At 68.8% G+C, this 21,730-nt stretch carries 22 protein-coding genes; 5 read left to right on the top strand and 17 right to left on the bottom strand.

Annotated elements, in window-relative coordinates:
• Window positions 1-42 precede the first annotated feature (42 nt).
• The 7 genes from BLV94_RS21930 to BLV94_RS21900 form a co-directional block, all read right to left on the bottom strand.
• The gene (locus BLV94_RS21930; RefSeq protein WP_072938956.1) at window positions 43-618 is read right to left on the bottom strand and encodes a hemerythrin domain-containing protein; all 576 of its coding nucleotides are present in this window, start codon (window positions 616-618) and stop codon (window positions 43-45) included.
• 94 nt (window positions 619-712) lie between these two features.
• Complete coding sequence (locus BLV94_RS21925; protein ID WP_072938954.1) at window positions 713-1,477, bottom strand: HpcH/HpaI aldolase family protein; 765 nt, start codon at window positions 1,475-1,477, stop codon at window positions 713-715.
• 14 nt (window positions 1,478-1,491) lie between these two features.
• Complete coding sequence (locus tag BLV94_RS21920) at window positions 1,492-2,448, bottom strand: aldo/keto reductase (protein WP_072938951.1); 957 nt, start codon at window positions 2,446-2,448, stop codon at window positions 1,492-1,494.
• Complete coding sequence (locus tag BLV94_RS21915; RefSeq protein ID WP_072938948.1) at window positions 2,448-3,305, bottom strand: ATP-binding cassette domain-containing protein; 858 nt, start codon at window positions 3,303-3,305, stop codon at window positions 2,448-2,450. Before BLV94_RS21915 ends, BLV94_RS21920 begins: the two co-directional genes overlap by 1 nt.
• A complete protein-coding gene (locus BLV94_RS21910) occupies window positions 3,302-4,117 on the bottom strand; it encodes an ABC transporter ATP-binding protein (RefSeq protein ID WP_072938945.1) in 816 nt (271 codons plus the stop codon). Before BLV94_RS21910 ends, BLV94_RS21915 begins: the two co-directional genes overlap by 4 nt.
• 1 nt (window position 4,118) lies before the next feature.
• Complete coding sequence (locus BLV94_RS21905) at window positions 4,119-5,063, bottom strand: ABC transporter permease (protein ID WP_072938942.1); 945 nt, start codon at window positions 5,061-5,063, stop codon at window positions 4,119-4,121.
• Window positions 5,060-5,995 carry an ABC transporter permease gene (locus BLV94_RS21900; protein ID WP_072938939.1) on the bottom strand — a complete coding sequence of 312 codons (936 nt, stop codon included), beginning with the start codon at window positions 5,993-5,995 and terminating at the stop codon, window positions 5,060-5,062. Before BLV94_RS21900 ends, BLV94_RS21905 begins: the two co-directional genes overlap by 4 nt.
• A 400-nt stretch (window positions 5,996-6,395) precedes the next feature.
• Here BLV94_RS21900 and BLV94_RS21895 point away from each other — a divergent pair, with 400 nt between their 5' ends.
• From BLV94_RS21895 to BLV94_RS21875, 5 genes are all read left to right on the top strand, one after another.
• A complete protein-coding gene (locus BLV94_RS21895; protein ID WP_072938936.1) occupies window positions 6,396-7,970 on the top strand; it encodes an ABC transporter substrate-binding protein in 1,575 nt (524 codons plus the stop codon).
• On the top strand, window positions 7,963-9,258 hold the full coding sequence (locus tag BLV94_RS21890; RefSeq protein WP_244163641.1) for a sialidase family protein: 1,296 nt from the start codon (window positions 7,963-7,965) through the stop codon (window positions 9,256-9,258). Before BLV94_RS21895 ends, BLV94_RS21890 begins: the two co-directional genes overlap by 8 nt.
• Window positions 9,255-9,941, top strand: a complete 687-nt coding sequence (locus tag BLV94_RS21885) for an SDR family NAD(P)-dependent oxidoreductase (protein WP_072938933.1) — start codon at window positions 9,255-9,257, stop codon at window positions 9,939-9,941. The genes BLV94_RS21890 and BLV94_RS21885 overlap by 4 nt, the downstream gene beginning before the upstream one ends.
• Before the next feature lie 76 nt (window positions 9,942-10,017).
• A complete protein-coding gene (gene pdxA, locus BLV94_RS21880; protein WP_072938930.1) occupies window positions 10,018-12,246 on the top strand; it encodes a 4-hydroxythreonine-4-phosphate dehydrogenase PdxA in 2,229 nt (742 codons plus the stop codon).
• 11 nt (window positions 12,247-12,257) lie between these two features.
• On the top strand, window positions 12,258-13,025 hold the full coding sequence (locus BLV94_RS21875; RefSeq protein WP_072938927.1) for a DeoR/GlpR family DNA-binding transcription regulator: 768 nt from the start codon (window positions 12,258-12,260) through the stop codon (window positions 13,023-13,025).
• A 7-nt stretch (window positions 13,026-13,032) separates the two neighbouring features.
• Here BLV94_RS21875 and BLV94_RS21870 read toward each other — a convergent pair whose 3' ends face one another.
• The 10 genes from BLV94_RS21870 to BLV94_RS21825 all read right to left on the bottom strand — a co-directional run bounded on the left by BLV94_RS21870 (window position 13,033) and on the right by BLV94_RS21825 (window position 21,694).
• Entirely contained in the window at window positions 13,033-13,533 is a 501-nt protein-coding gene (locus tag BLV94_RS21870) for a hypothetical protein (RefSeq protein WP_072938925.1), read from the bottom strand.
• 36 nt (window positions 13,534-13,569) lie between these two features.
• Entirely contained in the window at window positions 13,570-14,361 is a 792-nt protein-coding gene (locus BLV94_RS21865; protein WP_072939530.1) for a DUF6390 family protein, read from the bottom strand.
• A gap of 7 nt (window positions 14,362-14,368) precedes the next feature.
• Entirely contained in the window at window positions 14,369-15,496 is a 1,128-nt protein-coding gene (hypD, locus tag BLV94_RS21860; protein ID WP_072938922.1) for a hydrogenase formation protein HypD, read from the bottom strand.
• A gap of 25 nt (window positions 15,497-15,521) precedes the next feature.
• Complete coding sequence (locus tag BLV94_RS21855; RefSeq protein WP_005244643.1) at window positions 15,522-15,794, bottom strand: HypC/HybG/HupF family hydrogenase formation chaperone; 273 nt, start codon at window positions 15,792-15,794, stop codon at window positions 15,522-15,524.
• Window positions 15,795-15,820: 26 nt separating this feature from the next.
• Window positions 15,821-16,921, bottom strand: coding sequence for a hydrogenase expression/formation protein HypE (gene hypE / locus BLV94_RS21850; RefSeq protein ID WP_072938920.1), 1,101 nt, complete (start codon window positions 16,919-16,921; stop codon window positions 15,821-15,823).
• Complete coding sequence (locus BLV94_RS21845) at window positions 16,918-17,610, bottom strand: D-sedoheptulose-7-phosphate isomerase (RefSeq protein WP_072938917.1); 693 nt, start codon at window positions 17,608-17,610, stop codon at window positions 16,918-16,920. The genes hypE and BLV94_RS21845 overlap by 4 nt, the downstream gene beginning before the upstream one ends.
• Window positions 17,607-18,356, bottom strand: a complete 750-nt coding sequence (locus tag BLV94_RS21840) for a hydrogenase assembly protein HupF (RefSeq protein WP_072938914.1) — start codon at window positions 18,354-18,356, stop codon at window positions 17,607-17,609. Before BLV94_RS21840 ends, BLV94_RS21845 begins: the two co-directional genes overlap by 4 nt.
• Window positions 18,357-18,400: 44 nt before the next feature.
• Window positions 18,401-20,707 (bottom strand): carbamoyltransferase HypF, encoded by a 2,307-nt coding sequence (gene hypF / locus BLV94_RS21835; RefSeq protein WP_072938913.1) that lies wholly within the window; start codon window positions 20,705-20,707, stop codon window positions 18,401-18,403.
• Window positions 20,708-20,771: 64 nt separating this feature from the next.
• A complete protein-coding gene (locus BLV94_RS21830; protein ID WP_072938910.1) occupies window positions 20,772-21,344 on the bottom strand; it encodes an ATP-dependent Clp protease proteolytic subunit in 573 nt (190 codons plus the stop codon).
• 80 nt (window positions 21,345-21,424) lie between these two features.
• Window positions 21,425-21,694 (bottom strand): helix-turn-helix domain-containing protein, encoded by a 270-nt coding sequence (locus BLV94_RS21825; protein WP_072938908.1) that lies wholly within the window; start codon window positions 21,692-21,694, stop codon window positions 21,425-21,427.
• Window positions 21,695-21,730: the final 36 nt, after the last annotated feature.

Genomic DNA, 21,730 nt, shown 5'->3' with positions numbered 1-21,730 from the left:
TAGAACACAGACCGCGCGGTCTGTGATGTGGGGAGTGCGTTGCTACCGGCCCTTCAAGCTGCCGATTCGAAGCGATCCGGGGTTGTCGTCCTCGTCGAGGTCCTCTTCGATCTCGCGGACGTACTCCTTCGGGTCCTTGTCCGAGGTGTCCACCTCCGACACGGTGCGGTGAACGAGGAAGTATTCGGCGAACCGCCGCCCGAGCGACTCGCGAAGATCATCCGGTGCGGTCCGGAAATCGGCCAGGCCCTCCCGTTCCTCCTCGGCCATGTGTTCGTCGTTGGCCCGGCGCGTCCGTCCGACTGCCGCCCACCACTCCTCGGAGAGGACGGGGTTCCCCGCCGCCGCCCGGACGCCGTCGCGGATGTCGTTGTGGTCCCCGATCGCGTCGAGGGTCTCGGCTTCCGCCTCCGCGTCCTCGCCGACACGAAGGAGTTGGGGATAGAAGATTTCCTCTTCCGCTGCAGCGTGCAGATCCAGGCGTTTCGCCAACGGCGTCCACACCGCCTCCACGGCCGTGATCTCCACCCGGCGCCGAGACTTCAATTCGTCCAGTGCGGCGAACTGCCGCCGGAACCACTCGTGGTCGTCGAAAATCAACTCGATGATGTCGGTCATGATTCGATCCTGCATCTCTTCAGGCGGCTTCGCCGCCCGTGCGCCTTTTTGGTAGCGCGAACAACCAGAAAGGCGCACGGGCGCGGAGCGCCTGTCAGTCCCCGGTCGCCGCCTTCAGATGCGCGGCGGAGGCCGCCTTGAGATGGGTGAGATCGGACGCGACGGTCGCGAACGTGTATCCCTCCGCGAGTCGGCGGGCTGCTACCGAACCGTCGGGGGTGTGGATGCCCGCCGCGATGCCTGCCGCCGCGGCGGCTTCGCGGACGCGGACCAGGGCCGCCTCGAACTCGTCGTCGACGCTCGGATCGTTCGGGTGCGCACCACCCACGGCGAGGCGCAGGTCGGACGGCCCCACGTAGACGCCGTCGAGTCCGGGGACGGCGCAGATCTCTTCCACATTCGCCAGGCCCTGCGGCGTCTCGATCATCACGACGACGACAGTGTCGCGGTTGGCATCCGACGGGGTCGGGCCGATCCGCAGTTGCGAGCGCATCGGCCCGTACGAGCGCACGCCGGCGGGCGGGTAGGTTGCGGCAGCAACGGCGCGGGCAGCTTCCTCTGCCGTGTTCACCAGCGGAACGATCACTCCCGCCGCGCCGGCGTCGAGGGCCCGGCCGATCGGCGTCGGGTCGTTCGACTCGACCCGGATCATGCCGACGGTGGAAGCGGAGGCATCGATGGCGGTGAGTCCCGCGACCATGCCGGAGTATCCGATCAGGCCGTGCTGGAGGTCGAGGGCGATGTAGTCCCAGCCGACGTGGGCGAGCCACTCCGTCGACACCGGGCTGTCGATCACGGACCAATAGCCGACGATCCGTTCCCGGCCGCGGAGTCGGGCGGCGAATTCCTGGGCGCTCATGTGGGCGATTTCTCCTAGCGGTTGTAGTTGGGCATGGGTCCGCGCAGGGCGCTGCCCACTTCGTCGCACGCGTCGATCAGTTCGTCGTCGAGTGTGCCCTTCGCGACAGCGGCGATGTTCGACTGCAGGTGCGCGACCTTGGATCCCCCGAGGAGGATCGGCCCCGCCGCCGGCTTGGACACCAGCCAGCGCAGAGCGAGTTCGGTGAGCGGGATGCCGGCCTTGTCGGCGATCACCGACAGCTGGGTGATCGCATCGAAGATCGCGGTGTTCCAGTACCGGTCCTTGTACATCTGCGCCAGCCGCGAATCACCGAAGCGGCCGTCCGCCGGCTTCGTGTCGAACGAGTGCCGTCCGGTGAGGAGACCGCCGCCGAGCGGGTTGTAGACCATCGTGATCAGTCCGGTGACCGCGGCGAATTCGACGTACTCCTCCTCGATGCGCCGGGCCAGCAGGTTGTAGAGCTGCTGGGCGACGATCGGGCGGGGTGCGCCGACGGCGTCGGCGGTGTGGTTCAGTTCGGCGATCTGCCAGGCTGCGAAGTTGGAGACACCGAGGGCGCGGATCTTTCCCTCCGACACGAGTTCCGCGACGGTGGACAGGGTGTCGGCCAGGGGTGTGGCGCGGTCGGGCTGGTGGAGATAGAACAGGTCGACGTGATCGGTGTCCAGTCGTTTCAGGCTCGCTTCGACGCTCGACCGGAGACCGGCGGGGGACAGCGGTGAGTGGTCGCCCGCGTCGGGGTGGGGCATCCCGGCCTTGGTGGCGAGGGTGACGCGGTCGCGCCGGGTGGCCAGCAGCCGGGCGAGGATCTTCTCGGACTCTCCGCCGGCGTAACCGTTGGCGGTGTCGATGTGCGTGATTCCGGCATCGAGCGCAGCGTCGACCATCGCTGCGGCGCCGTCGAAGTCGACGGTGTCGCCGAAGGTCATCGTGCCGAGCACGAGTGAGGTCAGGTCGAGTTCGGGCATCAAGCTACTCCTCGGGATGTGGTGCGGGAAACGTCGGCAGCGCCGGGTGAACGCGAGACGAGGTGGCGGGGTTTGATCCCGACCATGGTGGTGGGGTCGAGCGCGGCGGCGCGCAGGGCCCGGGTGTACGGCTCGGCGGGACGTTCGAGAACGTCGGTGGTGGAACCGCTTTCGACCACCTGTCCGCGGGACATGACGATCACGGTGTCGCTGATCTCGCGGACGACGCCGAGGTTGTGGGAGATGAAGACGTAGGTCAGGCCGGTGTCGTGCTGGATCTCGCGGAGCAGATCGAGCACCTGAGCCTGCACCGACACGTCCAGTGCGCTGGTGGCCTCGTCGCACACGAGGAGTTCCGGCCCGCTCGCCAGGGCCCGGGCGATGCCGATGCGTTGCCGCTGACCGCCGGAGAACTCGGCGGGGCGGCGATGAAGCGCCGTGGCGGGCAGGCCGACGCGATCGATCAGCTCCGCGGCCCTGCGCGCCCGCTCGGACTTGCTCCGGACGCCCTGCAGGCGGAGCGGTTCGCCGACGATGTCGACGGCCGTCAGGTGCGGGTCCAGTGAGCCGTACGGGTCCTGGAACACCATCTGCACGCGAGACCGGAAGGGCCGCAGCGCCTTCTCCGACAGCTGCGCGATGTCGGCACCGTCGACGAGGATCCGGCCGAAGGTGGGGGTGAGCAGCCGGACGATCGATTTCGCGATAGTCGATTTCCCGCACCCCGACTCACCGACGACGGCGAGGGTCGCGCCCTTGTCCACCGAGAAGCTGACGGTGTCGACGGCGCGGAACACACCGTCGGGGACCGGGTATTCGACGACGAGGTCCTCGACGGACAGCAGAGGGGCATTCATGTCGACGCTCCTACGGTCGTGGTGAAGTCGCCGAGCCGCGGCACGGCGTCGAGCAGTTTCTTGGTGTAGGCGCTGCGAGGGTGGAGAACGAGGTCCTCGGCTCCGCCGTTCTCGACGAACCGGCCGTCCTTCATGACGTAGATGCGGTCCGACATCAAGCGGGCGACGCCGAGATCGTGGGTGATGACGAGCATTCCGACGCCGGTGCGCTCCTGGAGTTCGAGCAGCAGGTCGAGGATGCTGGCCTGCACGGTCACGTCGAGGGCGCTGGTGGGTTCGTCGGCGACGATCAGTTCGGGACCCGACGCGAGCGAGCAGGCGATCAGCACGCGTTGCAGCATTCCGCCGGACAACTGGTGCGGGTATTTCCCGAGTTGGCCGGCCGGGTTCTGGATCCGCACCTGTTCGAGCAGTTCGACGGCCCGCGCGGTTTCCTTCGACTTTCCGGTGATTCCGCTGTGGCGCACCGCCTCCCGCAGCTGGGATCCGATGGTGTGCACCGGGCTCAGCGCCGTCATCGGGTCCTGCGGGATCAGGGCGATGTGCCGTCCCCGGACCTTCGCGAGCGCTTTCTTCTGTCCGAGGATGTCGCAGTCCTTGAACCGCACCGCGCCGGAGAGGACGGCGAGGTCGTCGGGCAGCAGACCGAGGAGGCCCATCGCCGTGGTCGATTTTCCCGACCCGGATTCGCCGATGATCGTCACCGTTTCGCCGGCGTCGATGCTGAACGACACGCCGTCCACTGCGCGGATGACGCCCCGGGCGGTGATGAGTTCGATCTGCAGTTCGTCGACTCGCAGCAGATTCGTCATGTCACGCAATTCCCTTCCACGCCCGGAGTCGCTGTAGTACGCCCGGTTGCAGTCGCAGCGACTTCGGCCGATCCCGGAGCCCGTCGCCGAGCAGGTTGACACCGACGACGAGCAGCACGATGACGAGGCCGGGGAGGGTCACCAGCCACCACGAGGTGGTGATGTAGTCCTGCCCGTCGGAGATGATCCGGCCCCAGGTGGCGAATGGACGTTGCGGTCCGGCACCGAGGTAGCTCAGCGCGCTCTCGAGGAGCACGGCCTGCGCGAGCAGCAGCAGCACGACGAGGGACGCCTGCTTGATGATGTTGGGGACGATGTGGCGGAGCAGGATGGCGGTGCGTCCGAGTCCGAGCACGCGGGACGCCGCGATATACGGTTTCTCGCGTTCGACGAGGACGAGTGAACGGGTCAGCCGGGCGATCTCCGGCCACTGGGCAATGGCGATGACGAACGTGATGACCGGGATCGACGGGCCGAACAGGGCGACGACGAGCAGCAGCATCATGAGGAGCGGCAGCGACAGCTGGGCTTCGAGGAGACGGCTGACAACGGTATCGGCCCAGCCGCCGAGGTAGCCGGCGAGTGCGCCGAGGCACAGGCCGATCAGTCCGGACACGACCACCGCGAGAATTCCGACGGTGAGCGATACCTGCCCGCCGTAGAGGACGCGGGAGAGGAGGTCGCGGCCGAGTTGGTCGGTGCCGAACAGGTGCCCGGGTGTCAGCGGTGGCAGCCGGCGCTGGGCGAGGTCGGTGGCGTCCGGAGACGGCAGGGGCAGTAATTGTGCGCAGGCGACCGGCAGAATGACGGCCAGGGCGCAGATGCTGCCGATCCAGATCTTCACCCGGCTGTCGCGAGCGACTCGGGTGGCACCGGCCCGGGCGATGTCGCGGCGGGTGACCGTGGACGGGCGCGCATGCGCCGGGGGATCGACGATGGTGGTCATTTACTCGTTCCCTTTCCGAGTCGGACGCGCGGGTCGAGGAGCGGATAGCAGAGGTCGACGAGAAGCTGGACGAGAACGGCGAGTACTGCGGTCACCAGGACGGTGGCCTGGATGAGGGGGTAGTCCCTCGTCTCGAGTGCCCGTACGACCAGCGATCCGACGCCGGGCCACGCGAAGACGACCTCGACCACGACGACACCGTTGAGCATGGATGCGAACCGGGTGCCGAGAGCGGTCAGCACGGGGATCGCGGAGTTCCGCAGCGCGTACCGCCAGATGAGCTCCCGCTCCGGGACACCCCGCGAGCGGGCCACTGTCATGTACGGCGAGGAGAACGCGCCGACCATCTCGCGGCGGACCATGCGGGAGATCAGGGCAATCTGCAGGACGGCCACGGTCACGGTGGGCAACACCAGGCTGGACCAGGTCGTGAATCCGGCCGCGGGAAAAATCGGGATCAGGACAGCGAACACGGTGATGAGCATCAGCCCGGTCCAGAAGTCGGGCATGGACTGGCCGGCGATCGTGACGACGTTGGCGCCGAGTTCGCGCCTCGTGTCGGCGCGGCGCGCCATCCACACGCCCAGCGGGATGGCCACCAGCGTGGTGAGCACGATCGCCGCGACGGACAGGGTGATCGTGTATGGCAGCCGGGCGAGGACGACGTCGAAGGCGGGTGCCTGGAACGAGTACGAGGTGCCGAGATCGAGGTGGAGAAGGCCGCGGAGATACAGCAGGTACTGGGTGAACACGGACTGGTCGAGGCCCATGTCCGCCCTGATGCGAGCCAGGTCCTCGGTGCTGGCCAGTGGCCCGGCCATCGAGTAGGCGGGATCGCCGGGCGCCATCCGGATGAGGACGAACACGGTGGTCAGCGTCAGGAAGACGGCCAGCGCGCTCTGTCCGAGGCGTTTGACGACGTAGCGGGGCATGGCCGCCGTCAGCACCCTCGGGGCGCGGGAGGTCCGGGTCCGGCGGGGAGCCGATGATGCCGAGTCCGGGGGCTGGGCTGCAAGCGCCGTGTCGGCGGCGTGCTGCGTCATGAGGTCACCGGCCGTTCGGGGTCTGCGTGAGGGGTCATCGTCGACCTTTCGATAACGCCGGCGATGGAGGAGTCGACACCGCGGCGTGTCGGGTACAGCAGCTTCGTTTGTAACTCAGCTCACAATCGCACTAATGCGCGTTGTGCGCAAGTCCCGCTCGCCATCTTGCGCATCTCAAGCAACTCTGAGTAGAGTTTGGATGTGCCGGCGATCACATCGCCTGGTGGGCAACCGCCTCGCGCCGTGCCTGATCGCTGCGCCCCACACCCATAGTCCCGAGAGGTCGACGATGACCAATTCTCTTTTCGAACAGCGTTTTTCGAGGAGAACGCTGCTCAGGTCGGGTCTCCTGCTCGGCGCCGGCCTCACGCTCGGTTCCGCAGCGGGCTGCGCGACGCCGACCGGAACACCCGGACCGAGGACCGTGAGCCTGGCCCTGAACCGATCGCTCGTGAGCCTCGACAACAAGCTGAACCAGTTCGATGCGGCACTGACGGTGCAGCGGGGGGTGCGGCAGGCCCTCACCGAAATCGACCGCGACCTGCGGCCCCGGCTCGTTCTGGCCGACCGGTTCGAACTCGTCGCACCCACCCAGTGGTACGTGCACCTGCGGCCCGGCATCCGCTATTCGGACGGAACGCCGGTGCGGGTGCAGGACGTCGCGACGGCCCTGCAGATGTACAGCCAGGTCGACGGATCCTTCGTCGGCGGATTCTTTCCCGAGTGGCCCACGGTCGACCAGATCGACGACACCAGCTTCACCCTCAATACCGAACGTCCCGTCCCCGTGCTCGACTACCTCATGTCGAACATTCTCGTCACCCCGGCGGCCGCGAACCTTCCCGAGGAACTGCAGTCCGGTGTGGGAACCGGACCGTATGTCGTGACCGAAAGCGACCGCGGCACCGGCAACTACACACTGGTGCGCAACGAGAACTACTGGGGAACGCCGGCGCAGATCGAATCGGTGCGTGTCCGCTTCGTCCCGGACGAGTCGAACCGCGTCGTGACGTTGCGGAGTGGCGAGGTCGACGTCATCGACTCCATCACCCCGGACGCGGCGGACCAGCTCGCCGGACTGTCGGGTGTCTCGATCGACCGGATCGACGGCGTGCGACTGAATCAACTCTTCTTCAATTTCCGGAAGCCGCAGGGGCATCCGCTGGCCGACGCGCGGGTGCGCAGGGCCCTGACCTACGCGATCGACGGGCGAGCCCTCGTCGACCAGGTTCTCCAGGGCTCCGCCACCCAGTCGCGCGGGGTCATTCCCCTCACCCTCGACGGCGCTGTCGAGACCGGCGAATACAGCTACGACCCGGCGCGTGCCCGCGGCGAACTCGACGCCCTCGGGGTCCGCGACCTGGAGCTGAAGATCATCTGGGAGACAGGCGAGTTCGCCGCCGACACCGACATCATGGAATCGGTGCTGCAGATGCTGTCCGCGGTCGGTGTGCGAACCACCCTGCAGCAGTTCGAACCCGGCGGCGACATCTCGCAGTGGCGTCAGGGCAAGGCCGGCGACTGGGACGTCCTCGGCAACGGCTTCCCGAGCCCGACCGGTCTGGCCCTGACCATCATGCAGGGCATGTACGCCGGCACCGCGGAGAAGGAAGCGACCCGGGACACCTACCACGGGTACATCTTTCCCGAGATCACCCAGACCATCACCCAGGCCTCCGAGGAGGCCGACGCCACCCGGCGCGGCGAACTTCTCGCGGATGCGCAACGCCGGATCTGGGACACGTGCCCGTGTCTGTGGTCGTTCGTCCCGAAAGCGGTCCTCGCGCGCCGCTCGCGGATCGACGGTGTCGCGTTGCGGCCCACGAATTCCTACGACCTGAGTGTCGCGGCGCTGCATGCCTAGACGTGACGCGACCGCCGCCGTCGACAACCCGCCCGCCACCATCCACGCACTGGAGACGCAGATGACCACACCGAGTCCCGCAACCGATACCCGGCCCACCGACGGCGTCCTACGCGACGTCGCCGAGGCGGGTCGACGCGACGCTCTGCTCCCCGCGCCACAGGTGCAGAATCACGCGGCCAATCTCACGGTCCTGCCCGACGGGTCCCTCGGGTGCGTGTGGTTCGCAGGCACCCAGGAGGGCGTGCCGGACATCAGCGTCTGGTTCTCCCGGCTCGCCCCGGGCGTGGGCGTGTGGTCCGGGCCGGTGCAGCTGTCCGATGATCCGACGCGGTCGGAGCAGAATCCCGTTCTGCACGTGACGAAGACGGGCGCCGTGTGGTTGCTGTGGACGTCCCAGCACGCCGGCAACCAGGACACGGCGCGGGTCATGCGGCGCATCTCCGCCGACGGCGGCCGGACGTGGGGCGAGGCGCACATCCTGCTGCCGGAGACCGACGCCGGCGGCGTGTTCGTGCGGCAACCGGTCATCGCACTCCCCACCGGGCGGCTCCTGCTGCCCGTGTTCCACTGCGTCCGCATCGAGGGCCGCAAATGGGTGGGCGATCGCGACTACAGCAGCGTGATGATCTCCGACGACGGCGAGTCCTGGCGGGAGGTGGTCGTGCCGGGCAGCGTCGGCTGTGTGCACATGAACATCGGACGCCTCTCCAACGGCACCCTCGTCGCCCTCTACCGCAGCCGCTGGGCGGACTCGATCTACCGCAGCGTCTCGACGGACGACGGCGACACCTGGACCGAGCCGGAGGCCACCGAACTGCCCAACAATAATTCGTCCATCCAGTTCGTCGTGCTGTCCGACGACCGGCTCGCCCTGGTGTTCAACGAGTCCAGCGCCGTGAACGCCACCGCGCGGCGGACGTCCCTGTACGACGAGATCGACGACGACGGACTCGCCGACGCACCGCCCGCGGCGGCGGACGCGGAACCGGAACCACTCGACGACGGCGACAGCCGCAGCGCGTTCTGGGGTGCCCCCCGCGCGCCGATGACGCTGGCGATGTCCGAGGACGGTGGCCGGACGTGGCCGCATCGCCGCGACATCGAGGTCGGCGACGGCTACTGCCTGTCCAACAACTCCCGCGACGGCCTGAACCGTGAGTACTCGTACCCCAGCATCACCGCCGGGAACGACGGTCACCTGCACGTGGCGTTCACCCGGTTCCGTCAGGCGATCGAGTACGTCGAACTCGAGGCGGGCTGGATTGCCGACGGGGGCCGGTCGTGACGGGGGATGCGAAGCGGGCGGTCGTGACCGGGGTCAGCTCCGGCATCGGCGCCGCCACCGCCCGCCGGCTTCTGGACGACGGGTGGTCGGTCACCGGATTCAGCAGGCGGGATCCCGGCATCGATCACGATCGGTTCGCCCGGGTTGCCGTCGATCTCGGTGATCTCGACGCGTTGTCCGCGGAGGCGACGGCGGTCGGTCCGGTGGACGCCGTCATCCATGCGGCCGGACTGCAGTCCTCGGCGCCCCTGGGGAAACTCCGGGTGGAGGACGGCCTGGACATGTGGCGTATCCACGTCGCGGCCGCCGAGGTCCTCGTCAACGGGCTCGTGCCGTCGATGCGCGACGGTGGCCGGGTGGTCCTGGTCGGGAGCCGCACGATGTCCGGGGCGGCGGGCAAGAGTCAGTACGCCGCCACCAAGTCGGCCCTCGTGGGGATGTCGCGGTCCTGGGCCGCCGAGTTGGTGCACCGGGCGATCACGGTCAACGTGGTCGCGCCGGGGCCGACGGACACCCCGATGCTGAACGATCCGGCACGCACGTCGACGCCCCCGAAGCTTCCGCCGCTCGGCCGTTTCATCGCGCCGGAGGAGGTGGCGGGGCTGATCGGCTTCCTCGTCGGACCGCTCGGCGGGAGCATCACGGGTCAGGCGATCGTGCAGTGCGCGGGGGCTTCACTGTGAACATGCTGCGCGCAACGCGCATAACTGCTAGCATTCGATGCACGGAACGCGCACATAATCGGGCAAAGGCGGCGTCATGAGACCGAACTCGATCGGACCGGATCCGGCCGTCGCGGTCTTCGCCGACGACCTGTCCGGTGCGGCGGAAGTGGCGAGCGCCTTTCTCGACCGGAGTGCGCCCCTGTCGCTTCTTCTCGGCGCCGGCGAGGCGCACGCGGCGGGCGGAGTCGTCATCGCGGATCTCGACACCCGGTCGATGAGCGCCGAGGGTGCGGCCCGGACGATGCGCCGTGCCCTCGACGGCGTTCCGTCCGGCACGCTCGTGGTGAAGAAGATCGACTCACTTCTGCGCGGGAACATCGGGGCCGAGGTGGGAATTCTCGCCGACAGCGGTCCGGTGGTTTTCGCGGCGGGCCTGCCCGCACTCGACCGGACCGTGCGCGGCGGCGTCGTGCACGTCGGTTCGACGCCACTCCATGCCGCCGGCGTCTGGTCGGCGGAACCCACCCCGCCGCCGGAATCGGTGGCCGCACTCTTCCCGGGCCGTCCCACGCGGTGCGTGCCCCGCGGTCCCGGCGTCGGCCAGGCGCTGGCCCGCGCGGCGTCCGACGGCGCCATCGCGATCTGCGACGTCGAGACCGAGACCGACCTCGACTCGATCGTCCTGGCCTGCCGCACCATTCCCGGAGTGCGACTGGCCGGGACGTCCGCCCTCGCCGCGGCCGTGGCGCGCACCCTGCCCCGACGCGACGTCACCGCTCCCGCGGTCACGCCCGCGGACTCCGTCCTGACCGTCGTCGGAACGGCGGAACCCATTGCTGTGCAACAGGTTGCATCACTCGTCGCCGACGGTGCCCGGCACATCCCCGTCGGCGCCCGCAACCTTCTCCTCGGCGACGTCGACACCGGGCCCCTGAGCCGCGCACTCGACAGCGGTCACGCAGTCCTGACGGTCACCGGAGACGTCGACCCGTCGAACGCGCGGACGCTGTCGGCGGCGCTCGGCCGACTGGTCGCCGCCCTGCAGAACGGCCACCGCTCCGATCTTGTGCTCACCGGCGGGGAGACGGCGCGGGCCATCGTCGACGCGCTGGGCATCACGTCACTCCGGCCGGTCCACGAGGTGCACCACGGCGCCGTCGCCTCCGTCGCGTCCGACGGCCGTCGCGTCGTCACCAAGCCCGGCAGCTTCGGCGACACCACCAGTCTCTCCGCGATCGCGGCCTACCTGCGCGGCCATGAGCCGCCCACCCACACTCCCACACAGCGAGGACCTCACATGAGCGCGTCAACCGATACCGCGAACCTGCCCATCGTCGCCGTCACCATGGGCGACGGCGCCGGAATCGGCCCCGAGGTGATCGTCCCCGCCCTGCTGGACGAGGCCACCCTGTCCTGGTGCAAGCCCGTCGTCATCGGCGATGCGAAGCGGCTGCGTCTCGCGGCGAACGTGCTCGGCATCGACGTCGACATCGTGACCGTCGAATCGATCGCCGACGCGCAGTCGGTGCCCGGGCGCGTCAACGTCATCGATCTCGACCTCCTGCCCGAAGACCTGGCGTGGGGCGAACTGTCCCCGGTCGCCGGTCACGCCGCGTACGAGTACATCCGCGTCGCCAGCGAACTCGCGGTGCGCGGGGAGGTGCAGGCCATCTGCACGGCCCCGCTCAACAAGGAGGCCCTGCACGCCGCAGGCCACATCTTCCCGGGGCACACGGAACTCCTCGCGCACCTCACCGGCACCGAGGAGGTGTCCATGATGCTGTCGACGCCGAAGCTGAAGGTGATCCACGTGACCACCCACATCGGCCTGCTCGACGCCGTCGCGAAGATCGAACCCGGACTCGTCGAGCGGACGATCCGGCGTGGGCACGAGGCGCTCGTGCGCTCCGGAATCCCGGAACCGAAGATCGGGGTGTGCGGCATCAATCCGCACGCCGGCGAGCACGGGCTGTTCGGCTACGGGGAGGAGGAGCAGAAGATCATTCCCGCGGTCGAGCTGCTGAAGGCGGACGGCATCGACGTCCACGGACCCCTGCCTGCCGACACCGCATTCTTCCTCGCGGGACGCGGCGACTACGACCTGATCGTGGCGATGTACCACGATCAGGGGCACGGGCCGGTGAAGGTCCTCGGCATCGAGGCGGGTGTCAACATCACGGTCGGGCTGCCCGTCATCCGGACGTCCGTCGACCACGGCACCGCCTTCGACATCGCAGGCAAGGGTATTGCGGAGGCCGGTAGTATGGTCGAAGCTCTTCGTCAGGCTGCCGAATTGGCAACCAGCACAGCGGTTGTGAAGTAGGGGGACGAAACATGGCGGTTCGCGAGTCGGAAGCACGCCGATCCGAGATCGTGCGGCTGGCCCGGTCGAGCGGGCTGGCCAGCGTCGACGACCTGTCGGCACAGTTCGGTGTCACCGCCTCCACCATCCGGCGGGACCTGAGCCAGCTCACTTCCCAGGGGCTGATCGCCCGCACCTACGGTGGCGCCATCGCGCTCGACCCCCAGCAGGAATCGTCACTCCGCCAGCGCGCTCTCGAGGGTTTCGACGCGAAGCGCGCTATCGCGGAATGGTCCGCCAGCCAGGTCCGGCCGGGCGAGACCATCCTGCTCGACGCGGGCACCACGGTGGGTGCGATGGGGGAGTTTCTGCGCGACATCGAAGACATCACGGTCATCGCGGCCGGTCTGACCGCCCTCGAATCGCTCGCCGACGCCGACTCCGTGCGCGTCGAGTGCATCGGGGGAACACTCCGCCATCTCAGTCAGGGGTTCGTCGGACCGCTGGCGGAGGCCACCCTCCAACGTGTCACGTTCGATCGCGCGTTCCTCGGGGCGGATGCCGTCACCGCGGATCTGGGCATCTGCGAAGCCGAACTGGAGCAGACGCGCCTCAAGGAAATCATGATCGCCCGCGCGGACGAGGTGTACGTGCTGGCGCACGCGGCAAAACTCGGGCAGCGCCCGTTCCATGCGTGGGCGCCGATCCCACCCGGAACCACCATCGTCACCGACGACTCCGCCGACATCGGGGAGACGGCGTCCTTCGAAGCCGCAGGGATGCGTGTCGTGCGCGTCTGACGCCGGTTTACCGCTTGTCCTTCTTCGCTTGTTTCCGTGCGCCCGCGGCGATGGTGGAGGCTTCGAATTTCTTGCGGCCGGACGATTTCCGGGTGGCGTCGACGCGGGCCTTGCCGGACGAGCCGACCTTGCCGTCACTGTCGCCGAGTTCGCTGAAGGAGGGGGAGTCGCTGCGGGCGCGGGCGAGTCGTTCGTCCTTCAAGTCCTGAGCGCTGGCGCGTGCCGCCGTCGCCAACTGGCGGCTCACCCGGCTGAGTGCTGCCTCGAAGACTTCGGCCTTGTCGGCGTTGCGGACGTTGGCCGCCTTACCGGCCCCACGCGCTCCCTTGTCCTCGACCTTCGCTGCGCCTTCCTGGCGGTACAGCTTGACGTGCTTGTTGCGGGCGCGGCGAACGCGGGTGTGCAGCTTGATCAGCTTGTCCTCGTCCAAGCCGGCCATCTGCGCCTTCTTGGTCTCGCGAATCAGCACGAACTCGTCCTCGGACAGGGAATTGAGAATCTTCTTCATGTCGGCTCCGATCCGGCCACAGGCCGTGAGTTGTAGTCATGGTAACCGGGAAACGTTCCCGTCGGTCCGTTTCGGTGAAGTGGTGGTCACCTCCCGGTCGAGTCGTCGATTGGTCTGTGCAAGTTGCCATTCCGTCTGCCGGGCCAACCGCTCGACCTGGTCCGGGTCGAGGCGGTCGCACACGAAATCCCAGTGCACCGCCACCCGGTCGCCCACGGCGAGATCGTGCACGAAAGTTCCCTCGGGCACGCGGTAGTCGGCCGGGTCGTCCTGCTCGGGGCCGAGCGACAGCCGGGTTCCGTCCCACGACAGGCGGCGCGACCGGACAAGCGCACGATCGGTGTCGACCCCCACCACCTCACCCCAGCGGATGCGGCAGGAGTCGAGAACCTGCAGTGGCTGCGGCATTCCGGTGTCCAGCAGCCGCGACCACGGGTACACCCCGAACACGTGAAAGTTGTGGGTGGGCGCCGCCTCCCCGAGCAGGTCCGAGGTGAGGTGCTTCCAGTAGTGACCGGCCTGCGACGCGAGGCGGGACAGCAGGGCGGAGCCGAACTCGGCCCGGTCGATGTGGTCGGAGAGTTCGTCCGCGATCCAGTACCCCCGGACAACCCTCTCGTCCAATGGGTCCGCGATTCCGGCGAGCCGGGCGATCACCTCCTGGTACGGCCACGCGCCGCTGAACTGCCTCGCCATCGCCACCACATCGGTCTCCGGCGTGCCGCCGCACGCGACGGCCTGCAGTCGCTCCGAGCCGGGAGGACCGCAGTACCCCAGGGCATTCGGGGCGTGCGCGTACTGCGCGAACACGCGGTGCCCGGGAGGGATCACCTGGTCAGCCTCGCTGACCCAGCAATTGCGCCGTCTCGCGGTGGAGCCGGCCGAAGTTGTAGTACGCGGCGCACGCACCCTCGGGGGAGACCATGCACGTGCCGATCGGAGTCTCCGGGGTGCACGCCGTCCCGAACACCTTGCATTCCCAGGGTTTGATGACGCCCTTGAGGACCTCGCCGCACTGGCAGGCCTTCGGATCAGCCACCCGCACACCCGGCATCGAGAACTTCTCCTCGGCGTCGAACTCGGCGTAGTTCCGGTGGACCTTGAGCGCGCTCTGCGAGATGAAACCGAGTCCGCGCCATTCGAAGTGCGGGCGCAGTTCGAACGTCTCGGCCATCAGCTTCAGTGCCTGCACGTTGCCCTCCGCGCGCACCACCCGCTTGTACTGGTTCTCGATCTCACAGCGGCCCTCGCGAATCTGCTGGAGCAGCATGTGCACCGACGCGAGGATGTCGAGAGGCTCGAAGCCCGCGACCACCATCGGCTTTCCGTACACCTCGGACACGAACCGGTACGGCCGCAGCCCCACCACGGTGGACACGTGGCCCGGGCCGAGGAAACCCGACAACCGCAGGTCGGGGGATTCGAGGATGGCCTTGATCGGCGGAACGATCGTGACGTGGTTGCAGAACACGCTGAAGTTCTGCACGCCCAGCGCCCGCGCGCGCACCAGGGTCACCGCGGTGGACGGCGCGGTGGTCTCGAACCCGACGGCGAAGAACACCACCTGGTGGTCGGGGTTGTCGAGGGCCACCTTCAGCGCGTCCAGCGGCGAGTACACGAAGCGGACGTCCGCGCCGCGGGCCTTCGCCTCGATGAGGTTTCCCCTGGATCCGGGCACCCGCATCATGTCGCCGAACGTCGTGAAGATGACGTCGGGTTGCTCGGCCAGCCACATGGCGTCGTCGACTCGGCCCATCGGGATGACGCACACCGGGCATCCGGGGCCGTGCACCAACTCCACGGACTCCGGAAGCAGGTGTTCGATGCCGTGCCGGTAGATGGTGTGGGTGTGCCCGCCGCACACCTCCATGAACTTGAACTCGTCACCGCGGGCCAGTTCGGTGATGGATTTGACCAGGGCGCGCGCCGCCGCCGGGTCCCGGAATTCGTCGACGAACTTCATCCCTGTTACCTCGTTCTTGCTGTTGTCACGCGATTTCGGACGAGTTGAACGCGTCGATCTCGTTCACGTAGTCGGCGCCCATCTTCTGCACCTGATCCAGCGTCAGCTGCGCCTCGATCTCGTCGATCTTCGCCATCGCGAAGCCGACGTGCACGAGCACCCAGTCACCGACGACGAGACCCTCTTCGGCGAGCAGTCGCACACTGATCGTTCTCTGGACGCCGTTCACGTCCACCTTGGCCAGATGCTGTTCGGCGTCGACGATGTCGACCACCTGACCGGGTATCCCCAGACACATCGTGGTTCTCCTTCTCGGGCTGTTCTTCAGCAGATTCGGGGGAGCGGGTCACCGACGAGCATGTCGACGATCCGGCTGCCGCCGAACGAGGTTCGCAGTGCGACGATTCCCGGCGGTTCGGCCAGGATCTCGCCCACCGCGGTCGCGTCGGCTCCCCGCGGGTGGGCTCGCAGCGCCGCGACGGCCGCGTCCGCCTCCTCCGCCGCGACGATGGCGACGAACTTGCCCTCGTTCGCGACGTACAGCGGGTCGATGCCGAGCATGTCGCAGGCACCGAGCACCTGAGGCTCGATGGGCAGCGACTGCTCGTCGATGATCACGGCGAGCTGGCAGGCATGGGCCAGTTCGTTGCACACGGTGCCGACGCCGCCGCGGGTGGCGTCGCGCATCCACCGCGTCGACGGGGCCGCCTCCAGCAGCGTCTCCACCAGGGAATTGACGGGGGCCGTGTCGGAGGCGATGTCGGCCTCGATGGCCAGGTCGCCGCGGGCGAGCATCACGGCCATCCCGTGTGCGCCGATCGTGCCCGACAGCAGCACCTTGTCGCCCGCGCGCACGAGGTCGGGCGACAGCCGCCTGCCCTCCGGGATGACACCGACGCCGGCGGTGGAGATGTAGACCCCGTCGGCGGCGCCCTTGCCGACGACCTTGGTGTCGCCGGTGACGATCTGCACCCCGGACAGGACGGCCGCCTCGCTCATGTCGGCGACGATCTCCCGCAGTTCGGCGATCGGGAAACCCTCCTCGATGACGAACGCCGCCGACAGCCACCGCGGGCGCGCACCGGACACGGCGAGATCGTTGACGGTCCCGTGCACCGCGAGATGCCCGATGGAACCGCCGGGAAACCGCAGCGGCTGAACCACGTACGAGTCGGTGGAGAACGCGAGCCGCTCACCCGAGGGCATGGTGAGCGCAGCGGCGTCGCCGAGTTGCTCGAGTTCCTCGTTGCGGAACGCCTCGACGAACACCGCGTCGACGAGCGCGGCCGACGACTTTCCGCCCGCACCGTGGGCGAGTGTCACCACCTCGTCGAGCAGCCGGGGCCTGCGCTGCCGGAACTTGTCGATCCGCTCCAGCACCCGGTCTTCGCGTTCCGCCGACGTGGCCGGTTCAGTTGTGCTCATGAAGCCTCCACGGAGTTGGGAGCGGGCCGCGTCATGTGTTCCTGGGCCACCGACCACAGCCGGTACCCGAGCATCGCGTGGCTCTCCTGAATCCGGTGGATGCTCTGCGAATGGACGGTGTAGCAGAAATCGAGTTCGCCTGCGGACGCCATCGCCGCCATCCGGCCGCCCTCGTGCCCGGCGAACCCGATGGTCAACAGCCCCCGCTGCTTCGCCTCGGTGAGCGCGGTCATCAGGTCGTCCGAGTTCCCCGACGTCGACAGCGCGATCGCGACGTCGCGGTCCCGGGCGTGGGCGATGATCTGCCGTTTGAAGATCAGATCGAAGCCCACGTCGTTGCCGAGCGCCGTCACCACGGCCTGATCGGCGGCGAGCGACCAGGCCGCCACCGGGCGTCCGCGGGCGGGACGGCTGAACAGCGACGCCAGCGTGGCGGCGTCGGTGGAGCTGCCGCCGTTGCCGAACGTGTAGAGGCGGCCGCCGCGGCGGAACCGGTCGGCCATATCGATCCCGGCCGCCGTGAGACCGTCCCCGTACTCGTCGAGGGACGCCTTCTGCAGGCGCGCGCTCTCGGCGGCCTTCCCACGGGCGGATGCGGCGAGGTCGTCGAGGAGGCTCTGGGCGTCGGTTTCCTCCGAGTCGATGAACGGGTAGAGGAAGCTGGTGCTCTCCGAGTCGTGGGTGGTCATCGGTTCGCCTCCGGACTCGTGTCGTCGAGTCGCGTGATCGCCGCGCCCGCGTGCACCAGGACGAGGTCGTTGGGCCGGACGTCGCCGAGGACGCTGACGTCCACCCATTCCTCGCCGGCGGCCGTGCGGACCAGGGCGGGGCCGAGGGGTTCGGCGGGCTCGATCACCACTTCACCGAGACGGCCCTCGTCGCTGCACGTGACGCAGACCGTCTCGTCGCACTCCTCGGCGTCGGGCTTCAGCAGTCCCGAGTGCTCGAAGCAGACGTGCGTGAGTTCCCACAGCAGGTGGTACATGAGGACGAACCGTCCGGTGGCGGGGACCATCGGGTCGTCCGAGTCGACCCAGAGGATGTGGTTCGCCGCGCCGGCCGGTGGCCGCGGGCCCGCCCCGATCCACATCGTCATCGCCCCCCACGCCGGTGCGCGGCGCATGGCGTCGACCACGGCGGGTTCGTTCGCCGACGCCACCGCCAGCAGGATGTCGCCGGGCCTGCTCGCCACCCGGGCCTGCGCCACCGGATCGGGTTCGACGAGGGCCACCGACGGCAGCGCCCGTTTGCCCATGATCACGGGATGGACGAATTCGACGGCGACGTGATGGGCGTGCGGTTCCCACTGCGGTGAGATCACCCAGAGCGTCGCCCCGTCATGGAATTTGCGGGCGAGCGACAACGCCGCGGCGGCGAGATCCGCGGACAGGTCCGTGTCGACGAGGTGCCCGCCCGCCTCTGCGGTGGTGGTCATTCACTAGCTCCCGTCCCGGGCCGTCCGGTCGGGGGCTGCCGACGTCACGGTCCGCGCATGGTTGCCGCGGCACCGATCACCGCCTGGCCGAGGGAGAGTCCTCCGTCGTTGGGAGGCACCCGGTGGTGGGTGAGGACTCGATAACCGCTGCTCTCCCAGTGTGCTCTCACCAGTGCGAGGAATAAACGGTTTTGAAAGACTCCTCCGGTCAGCCCGATCGTCGACGCACCGGTCGCGGTGGCGGCCCGGTCGACGAGGTCCGCCGTCGCGCCCGCGAGGGCATGGTGGAAGCCGAGCGCGAGCGCCGCGGGCGGGGTTCCGTCGCGCAGACTTGTGACGATGCCGGACACCAGAAGAGGCAGAGTGAGCTGGTCGTTCTCCACCTGCATGGTGAGGGGCGCGGGGTGCGGGGCGGTCCGGGCGAGGGCCTCGAGTTCGATGGCCGCCTGCGCCTCGTACGTGACGCGGTGCCGGACCCCGAGCAGCGACGCGACGCCGTCGAACAGGCGGCCCGCGCTCGTCGTCCTGATGCATCCGACACCCGAGACGAGTTGCGATTCCACGGCCGCGCGTTCCGCGGCGGGGATCGCCGTCACGCAGGGCAGTCCGCCGACGTCGGTGATGCCGCACTCGTGCAGCAGCGCGAGTGCCACCCGCACCGGATTCCGGACGGCCGCGTCGCCACCCGGCAGTGAGAACGGCTGCACGTGTCCGACCCGCCGCGAGTCGAGGATGTCCGGGCCGACGAGGAGGAGTTCGCCGCCCCACACGGTGGTGTCGCAGCCGTACCCGGTCCCGTCGAACGCGACACCGAGCACCGTCGTCCCGACCAGTCCGTGTTCGGCCATCAGCGATGCGACGTGCGCGTGGTGGTGCTGCACGGTGAGCAGCGGGACGCCGGTGCTGTCGCTGTAGCGCCGGGCCCAGTGGCGCGTCGAATATCCGGGGTGCCGGTCGGCGACCACGGCCTCCGGGGTGATGCCGTGCAGCTGCGTCAGCTGCCGCACCGACGTCTCGAAGGCGCGCTGACTCTCCAGGCTGCCCATGTCTCCGAGGTGCGCCGAACAGAACGCGTAGTCCTGCCGGGTCAGGCAGAAGGTGTTCTTGATCTCCGCGCCCACCGCCAGGATCTCCGGGCCGTGCGCGGGCAGCACCACCGGCAGCGGCGCGAACCCGCGCGAGCGCCGGATCGGCAGCACCGCCGCATCCGCCACCGCCAGCACGGAATCCTCGCACGGCACCGCGATCCGGCGGTCGTGCATCAGGAACACGTCGGCGATGTCCCGCAGCCGGGTACGGGCGTCGTCGTTGTCGAAACACAGCGGTTCGCCGCTGAGGTTGCCGGACGTCATGACCAGCACCCGCGGTGGGTCGACGTCGCTGCCGGGGGTCCGGGTGAAGAGCAGGTGATGCAGGGGGGTGTACGGCAGCATCACGCCGAGGTCGTCGATCCCGGGCGCGATTCCGTCGGCAATCGTGGCAGTATTCCGCTTGTGCAGCAACAGGATCGGCCGGGCCGCGTGCCGCAGCAGCGCGCTCTCGGGTTCGGAGATCTCGCACAGTTCGGCGGCGATGGACAGGTCTGCCGTCATCACCGCGAACGGCTTGTCCGGGCGGTGCTTGCGTGCCCGGAGGGTCGCCACGGCGGACGCGTCGGCGGCCTCGCACACGAGGTGGAACCCGCCGAGGCCCTTGACCGCCACGATCCGGCCGCCCCGCAACGCCCCCTGCACCGCGGTGATCACGGCGTCGTCCCCGTCCACCCGGCGACCGTCGATCTCGGCGAACAGGTGCGGACCGCAGTCGGGGCAGCACACCGGTTGCGCGTGGAACCGGCGATCGGCAGGGTCGCGGTACTCGGCCAGGCACGCCGCGCACAGCGGGAACTCGGCCATCGTGGTGTTCGGCCGGTCGTAGGGCAGGTCGGTGATCACCGTGAACCGCGGCCCGCAGTTGGTGCAATTGACGAACGGGTGCCGATACCGGCGGTCGTGCGGATCGGCCAGTTCGCGAAGGCAATCCGCGCACGTCGCTACGTCCGGCGACACCAGCGTCCGTGCGCCGGGGACGTGCCTGCTGTCGATGATCCGGAACGACTCGTCCCCGCGCACCGGCACGGGCTGGACCGTCGCGTCCACGATCACGGCCATCGGCGGCGCGTCCGTGCGGAGCCGCCGCACGAACTCCGACACCGACGCGGACTTGCCCTCGATCTCGATGAACACGCTGACGTCGTCGTTGCCGCAGTGGCCGTGCAACCCCAGGTCACCGGCCAGTCGCGCGACGAACGGGCGGAAACCGACCCCCTGCACGACCCCGTGGACCGTGATGCGCGATCGTTCGACCGTCATCCTCGGATGATTCCCCCGCCGAGGTGCGGGGCGCAAGAGCCGCGCCCGCGGTCCGCCTGCCGGATCACTCGCCTTCGACGGTGCGCGCACCGGTGATCGTGTCGATCAGCCCGTAGTCGCGGGCCTCGTCGGCGGTGAGGATCCGGTGGTCCCGCATGTCTGCGATCACCGTGTCGACGGGACGCCGGCAGGAGTCGGCGATCCGCTGCTGGAGTCTGCGCAGCTGTTGCTCGTGCTGTTCCGCGGCGATGGCGACGTCCGACGCCGGACCGGTGCAGGACGTCCGCGGTTCGAGGAGGTGGAACGTGGCGTGCGCCGCCGCCGTCCGGCGGTCGGCAGGCGCGAGGAGAGCGATCGCCGTTCCGCGGACGTCGCCGCGGCAGTGCACGTGCAGCCGGACGCCCATCAGGTCCAGGGTGTCGAGGAGCGTGGCGGCCGCGTCGACGTCGGCGTCGACGCCCTGCAGCCACAACTGGACCTCGTCGTCGCCGGACGCGTCGAGCAACGCCAGCGACGCCGCCGCGCGGTTCGTGGCCTCCGCGTCGAGCCGGCCGGTGAGCGAGACGATCCGCTTGTCGAACAGGCGCTCGGCCAGCCAGTCGGGACCACCGGTAGCGCCGACGGACGTGACGGGCATCGGTGCCGACGGTAACCGGGGGTCCGGCTGCCAGGGCGTGTGAAAAGGCGGGACCGACGGTGGGGTGGGTGGTGGCCAGATCATGGTGACTCCCGGTGCGGTGAGATCGTCCAGTCGACCGTCCCGCCCACGGCCTCGGCATACCGTTCGAGTGTCGACAGGCGGGGATCGACGTCGCCGCGTTCGAGCCGTGCCACGGCCGACTGCGACGTGCCCATGTGGGCGGCGATCTCCGTCTGCGTCAGACCCCGCTCGCGGCGGGTGGTGACGAGTTCGTCCAGCAGCGCTCGACGCCGATCGGACAGGTTCCCCAGTCCGGGAAAAGACGTGCGTCGAGGGGTGGTCGACATACCATCGATGGTATCTCGAAAACGGTATACGGAGGG

The sequence above is a fragment of the Rhodococcus koreensis genome, from assembly GCF_900105905.1.
In the GTDB taxonomy this organism is placed as follows: Bacteria; Actinomycetota; Actinomycetes; order Mycobacteriales; family Mycobacteriaceae; genus Rhodococcus_F; species Rhodococcus_F koreensis.
The sequence above is the reverse complement of the archived record's forward strand: the minus strand, read 5'-3'. Positions and strand labels throughout refer to the sequence as shown.

Excerpts from the sequence above, each read along its gene's own strand:
- BLV94_RS21845 (WP_072938917.1), bottom strand. The coding sequence starts at position 17,610 with ATGACCACCCACGACTCGGAGAGCACCAGCTTCCTCTACCCGTTCATC.
- BLV94_RS21895 (WP_072938936.1), top strand. The coding sequence starts at position 6,396 with ATGACCAATTCTCTTTTCGAACAGCGTTTTTCGAGGAGAACGCTGCTC.
- hypE (WP_072938920.1), bottom strand. The coding sequence starts at position 16,921 with ATGAGCACAACTGAACCGGCCACGTCGGCGGAACGCGAAGACCGGGTG.
- BLV94_RS21870 (WP_072938925.1), bottom strand. The coding sequence starts at position 13,533 with ATGAAGAAGATTCTCAATTCCCTGTCCGAGGACGAGTTCGTGCTGATT.
- BLV94_RS21925 (WP_072938954.1), bottom strand. The coding sequence starts at position 1,477 with ATGAGCGCCCAGGAATTCGCCGCCCGACTCCGCGGCCGGGAACGGATC.
- BLV94_RS21900 (WP_072938939.1), bottom strand. The coding sequence starts at position 5,995 with ATGCCCCGCTACGTCGTCAAACGCCTCGGACAGAGCGCGCTGGCCGTC.
- BLV94_RS21875 (WP_072938927.1), top strand. The coding sequence starts at position 12,258 with ATGGCGGTTCGCGAGTCGGAAGCACGCCGATCCGAGATCGTGCGGCTG.
- BLV94_RS21825 (WP_072938908.1), bottom strand. The coding sequence starts at position 21,694 with ATGTCGACCACCCCTCGACGCACGTCTTTTCCCGGACTGGGGAACCTG.
- BLV94_RS21930 (WP_072938956.1), bottom strand. The coding sequence starts at position 618 with ATGACCGACATCATCGAGTTGATTTTCGACGACCACGAGTGGTTCCGG.
- BLV94_RS21830 (WP_072938910.1), bottom strand. The coding sequence starts at position 21,344 with ATGCCCGTCACGTCCGTCGGCGCTACCGGTGGTCCCGACTGGCTGGCC.
- BLV94_RS21920 (WP_072938951.1), bottom strand. The coding sequence starts at position 2,448 with ATGCCCGAACTCGACCTGACCTCACTCGTGCTCGGCACGATGACCTTC.
- BLV94_RS21890 (WP_244163641.1), top strand. The coding sequence starts at position 7,963 with ATGCCTAGACGTGACGCGACCGCCGCCGTCGACAACCCGCCCGCCACC.
- BLV94_RS21840 (WP_072938914.1), bottom strand. The coding sequence starts at position 18,356 with ATGACCACCACCGCAGAGGCGGGCGGGCACCTCGTCGACACGGACCTG.
- pdxA (WP_072938930.1), top strand. The coding sequence starts at position 10,018 with ATGAGACCGAACTCGATCGGACCGGATCCGGCCGTCGCGGTCTTCGCC.
- BLV94_RS21905 (WP_072938942.1), bottom strand. The coding sequence starts at position 5,063 with ATGACCACCATCGTCGATCCCCCGGCGCATGCGCGCCCGTCCACGGTC.
- BLV94_RS21915 (WP_072938948.1), bottom strand. The coding sequence starts at position 3,305 with ATGAATGCCCCTCTGCTGTCCGTCGAGGACCTCGTCGTCGAATACCCG.
- hypD (WP_072938922.1), bottom strand. The coding sequence starts at position 15,496 with ATGAAGTTCGTCGACGAATTCCGGGACCCGGCGGCGGCGCGCGCCCTG.
- BLV94_RS21855 (WP_005244643.1), bottom strand. The coding sequence starts at position 15,794 with ATGTGTCTGGGGATACCCGGTCAGGTGGTCGACATCGTCGACGCCGAA.
- BLV94_RS21910 (WP_072938945.1), bottom strand. The coding sequence starts at position 4,117 with ATGACGAATCTGCTGCGAGTCGACGAACTGCAGATCGAACTCATCACC.
- hypF (WP_072938913.1), bottom strand. The coding sequence starts at position 20,707 with ATGACGGTCGAACGATCGCGCATCACGGTCCACGGGGTCGTGCAGGGG.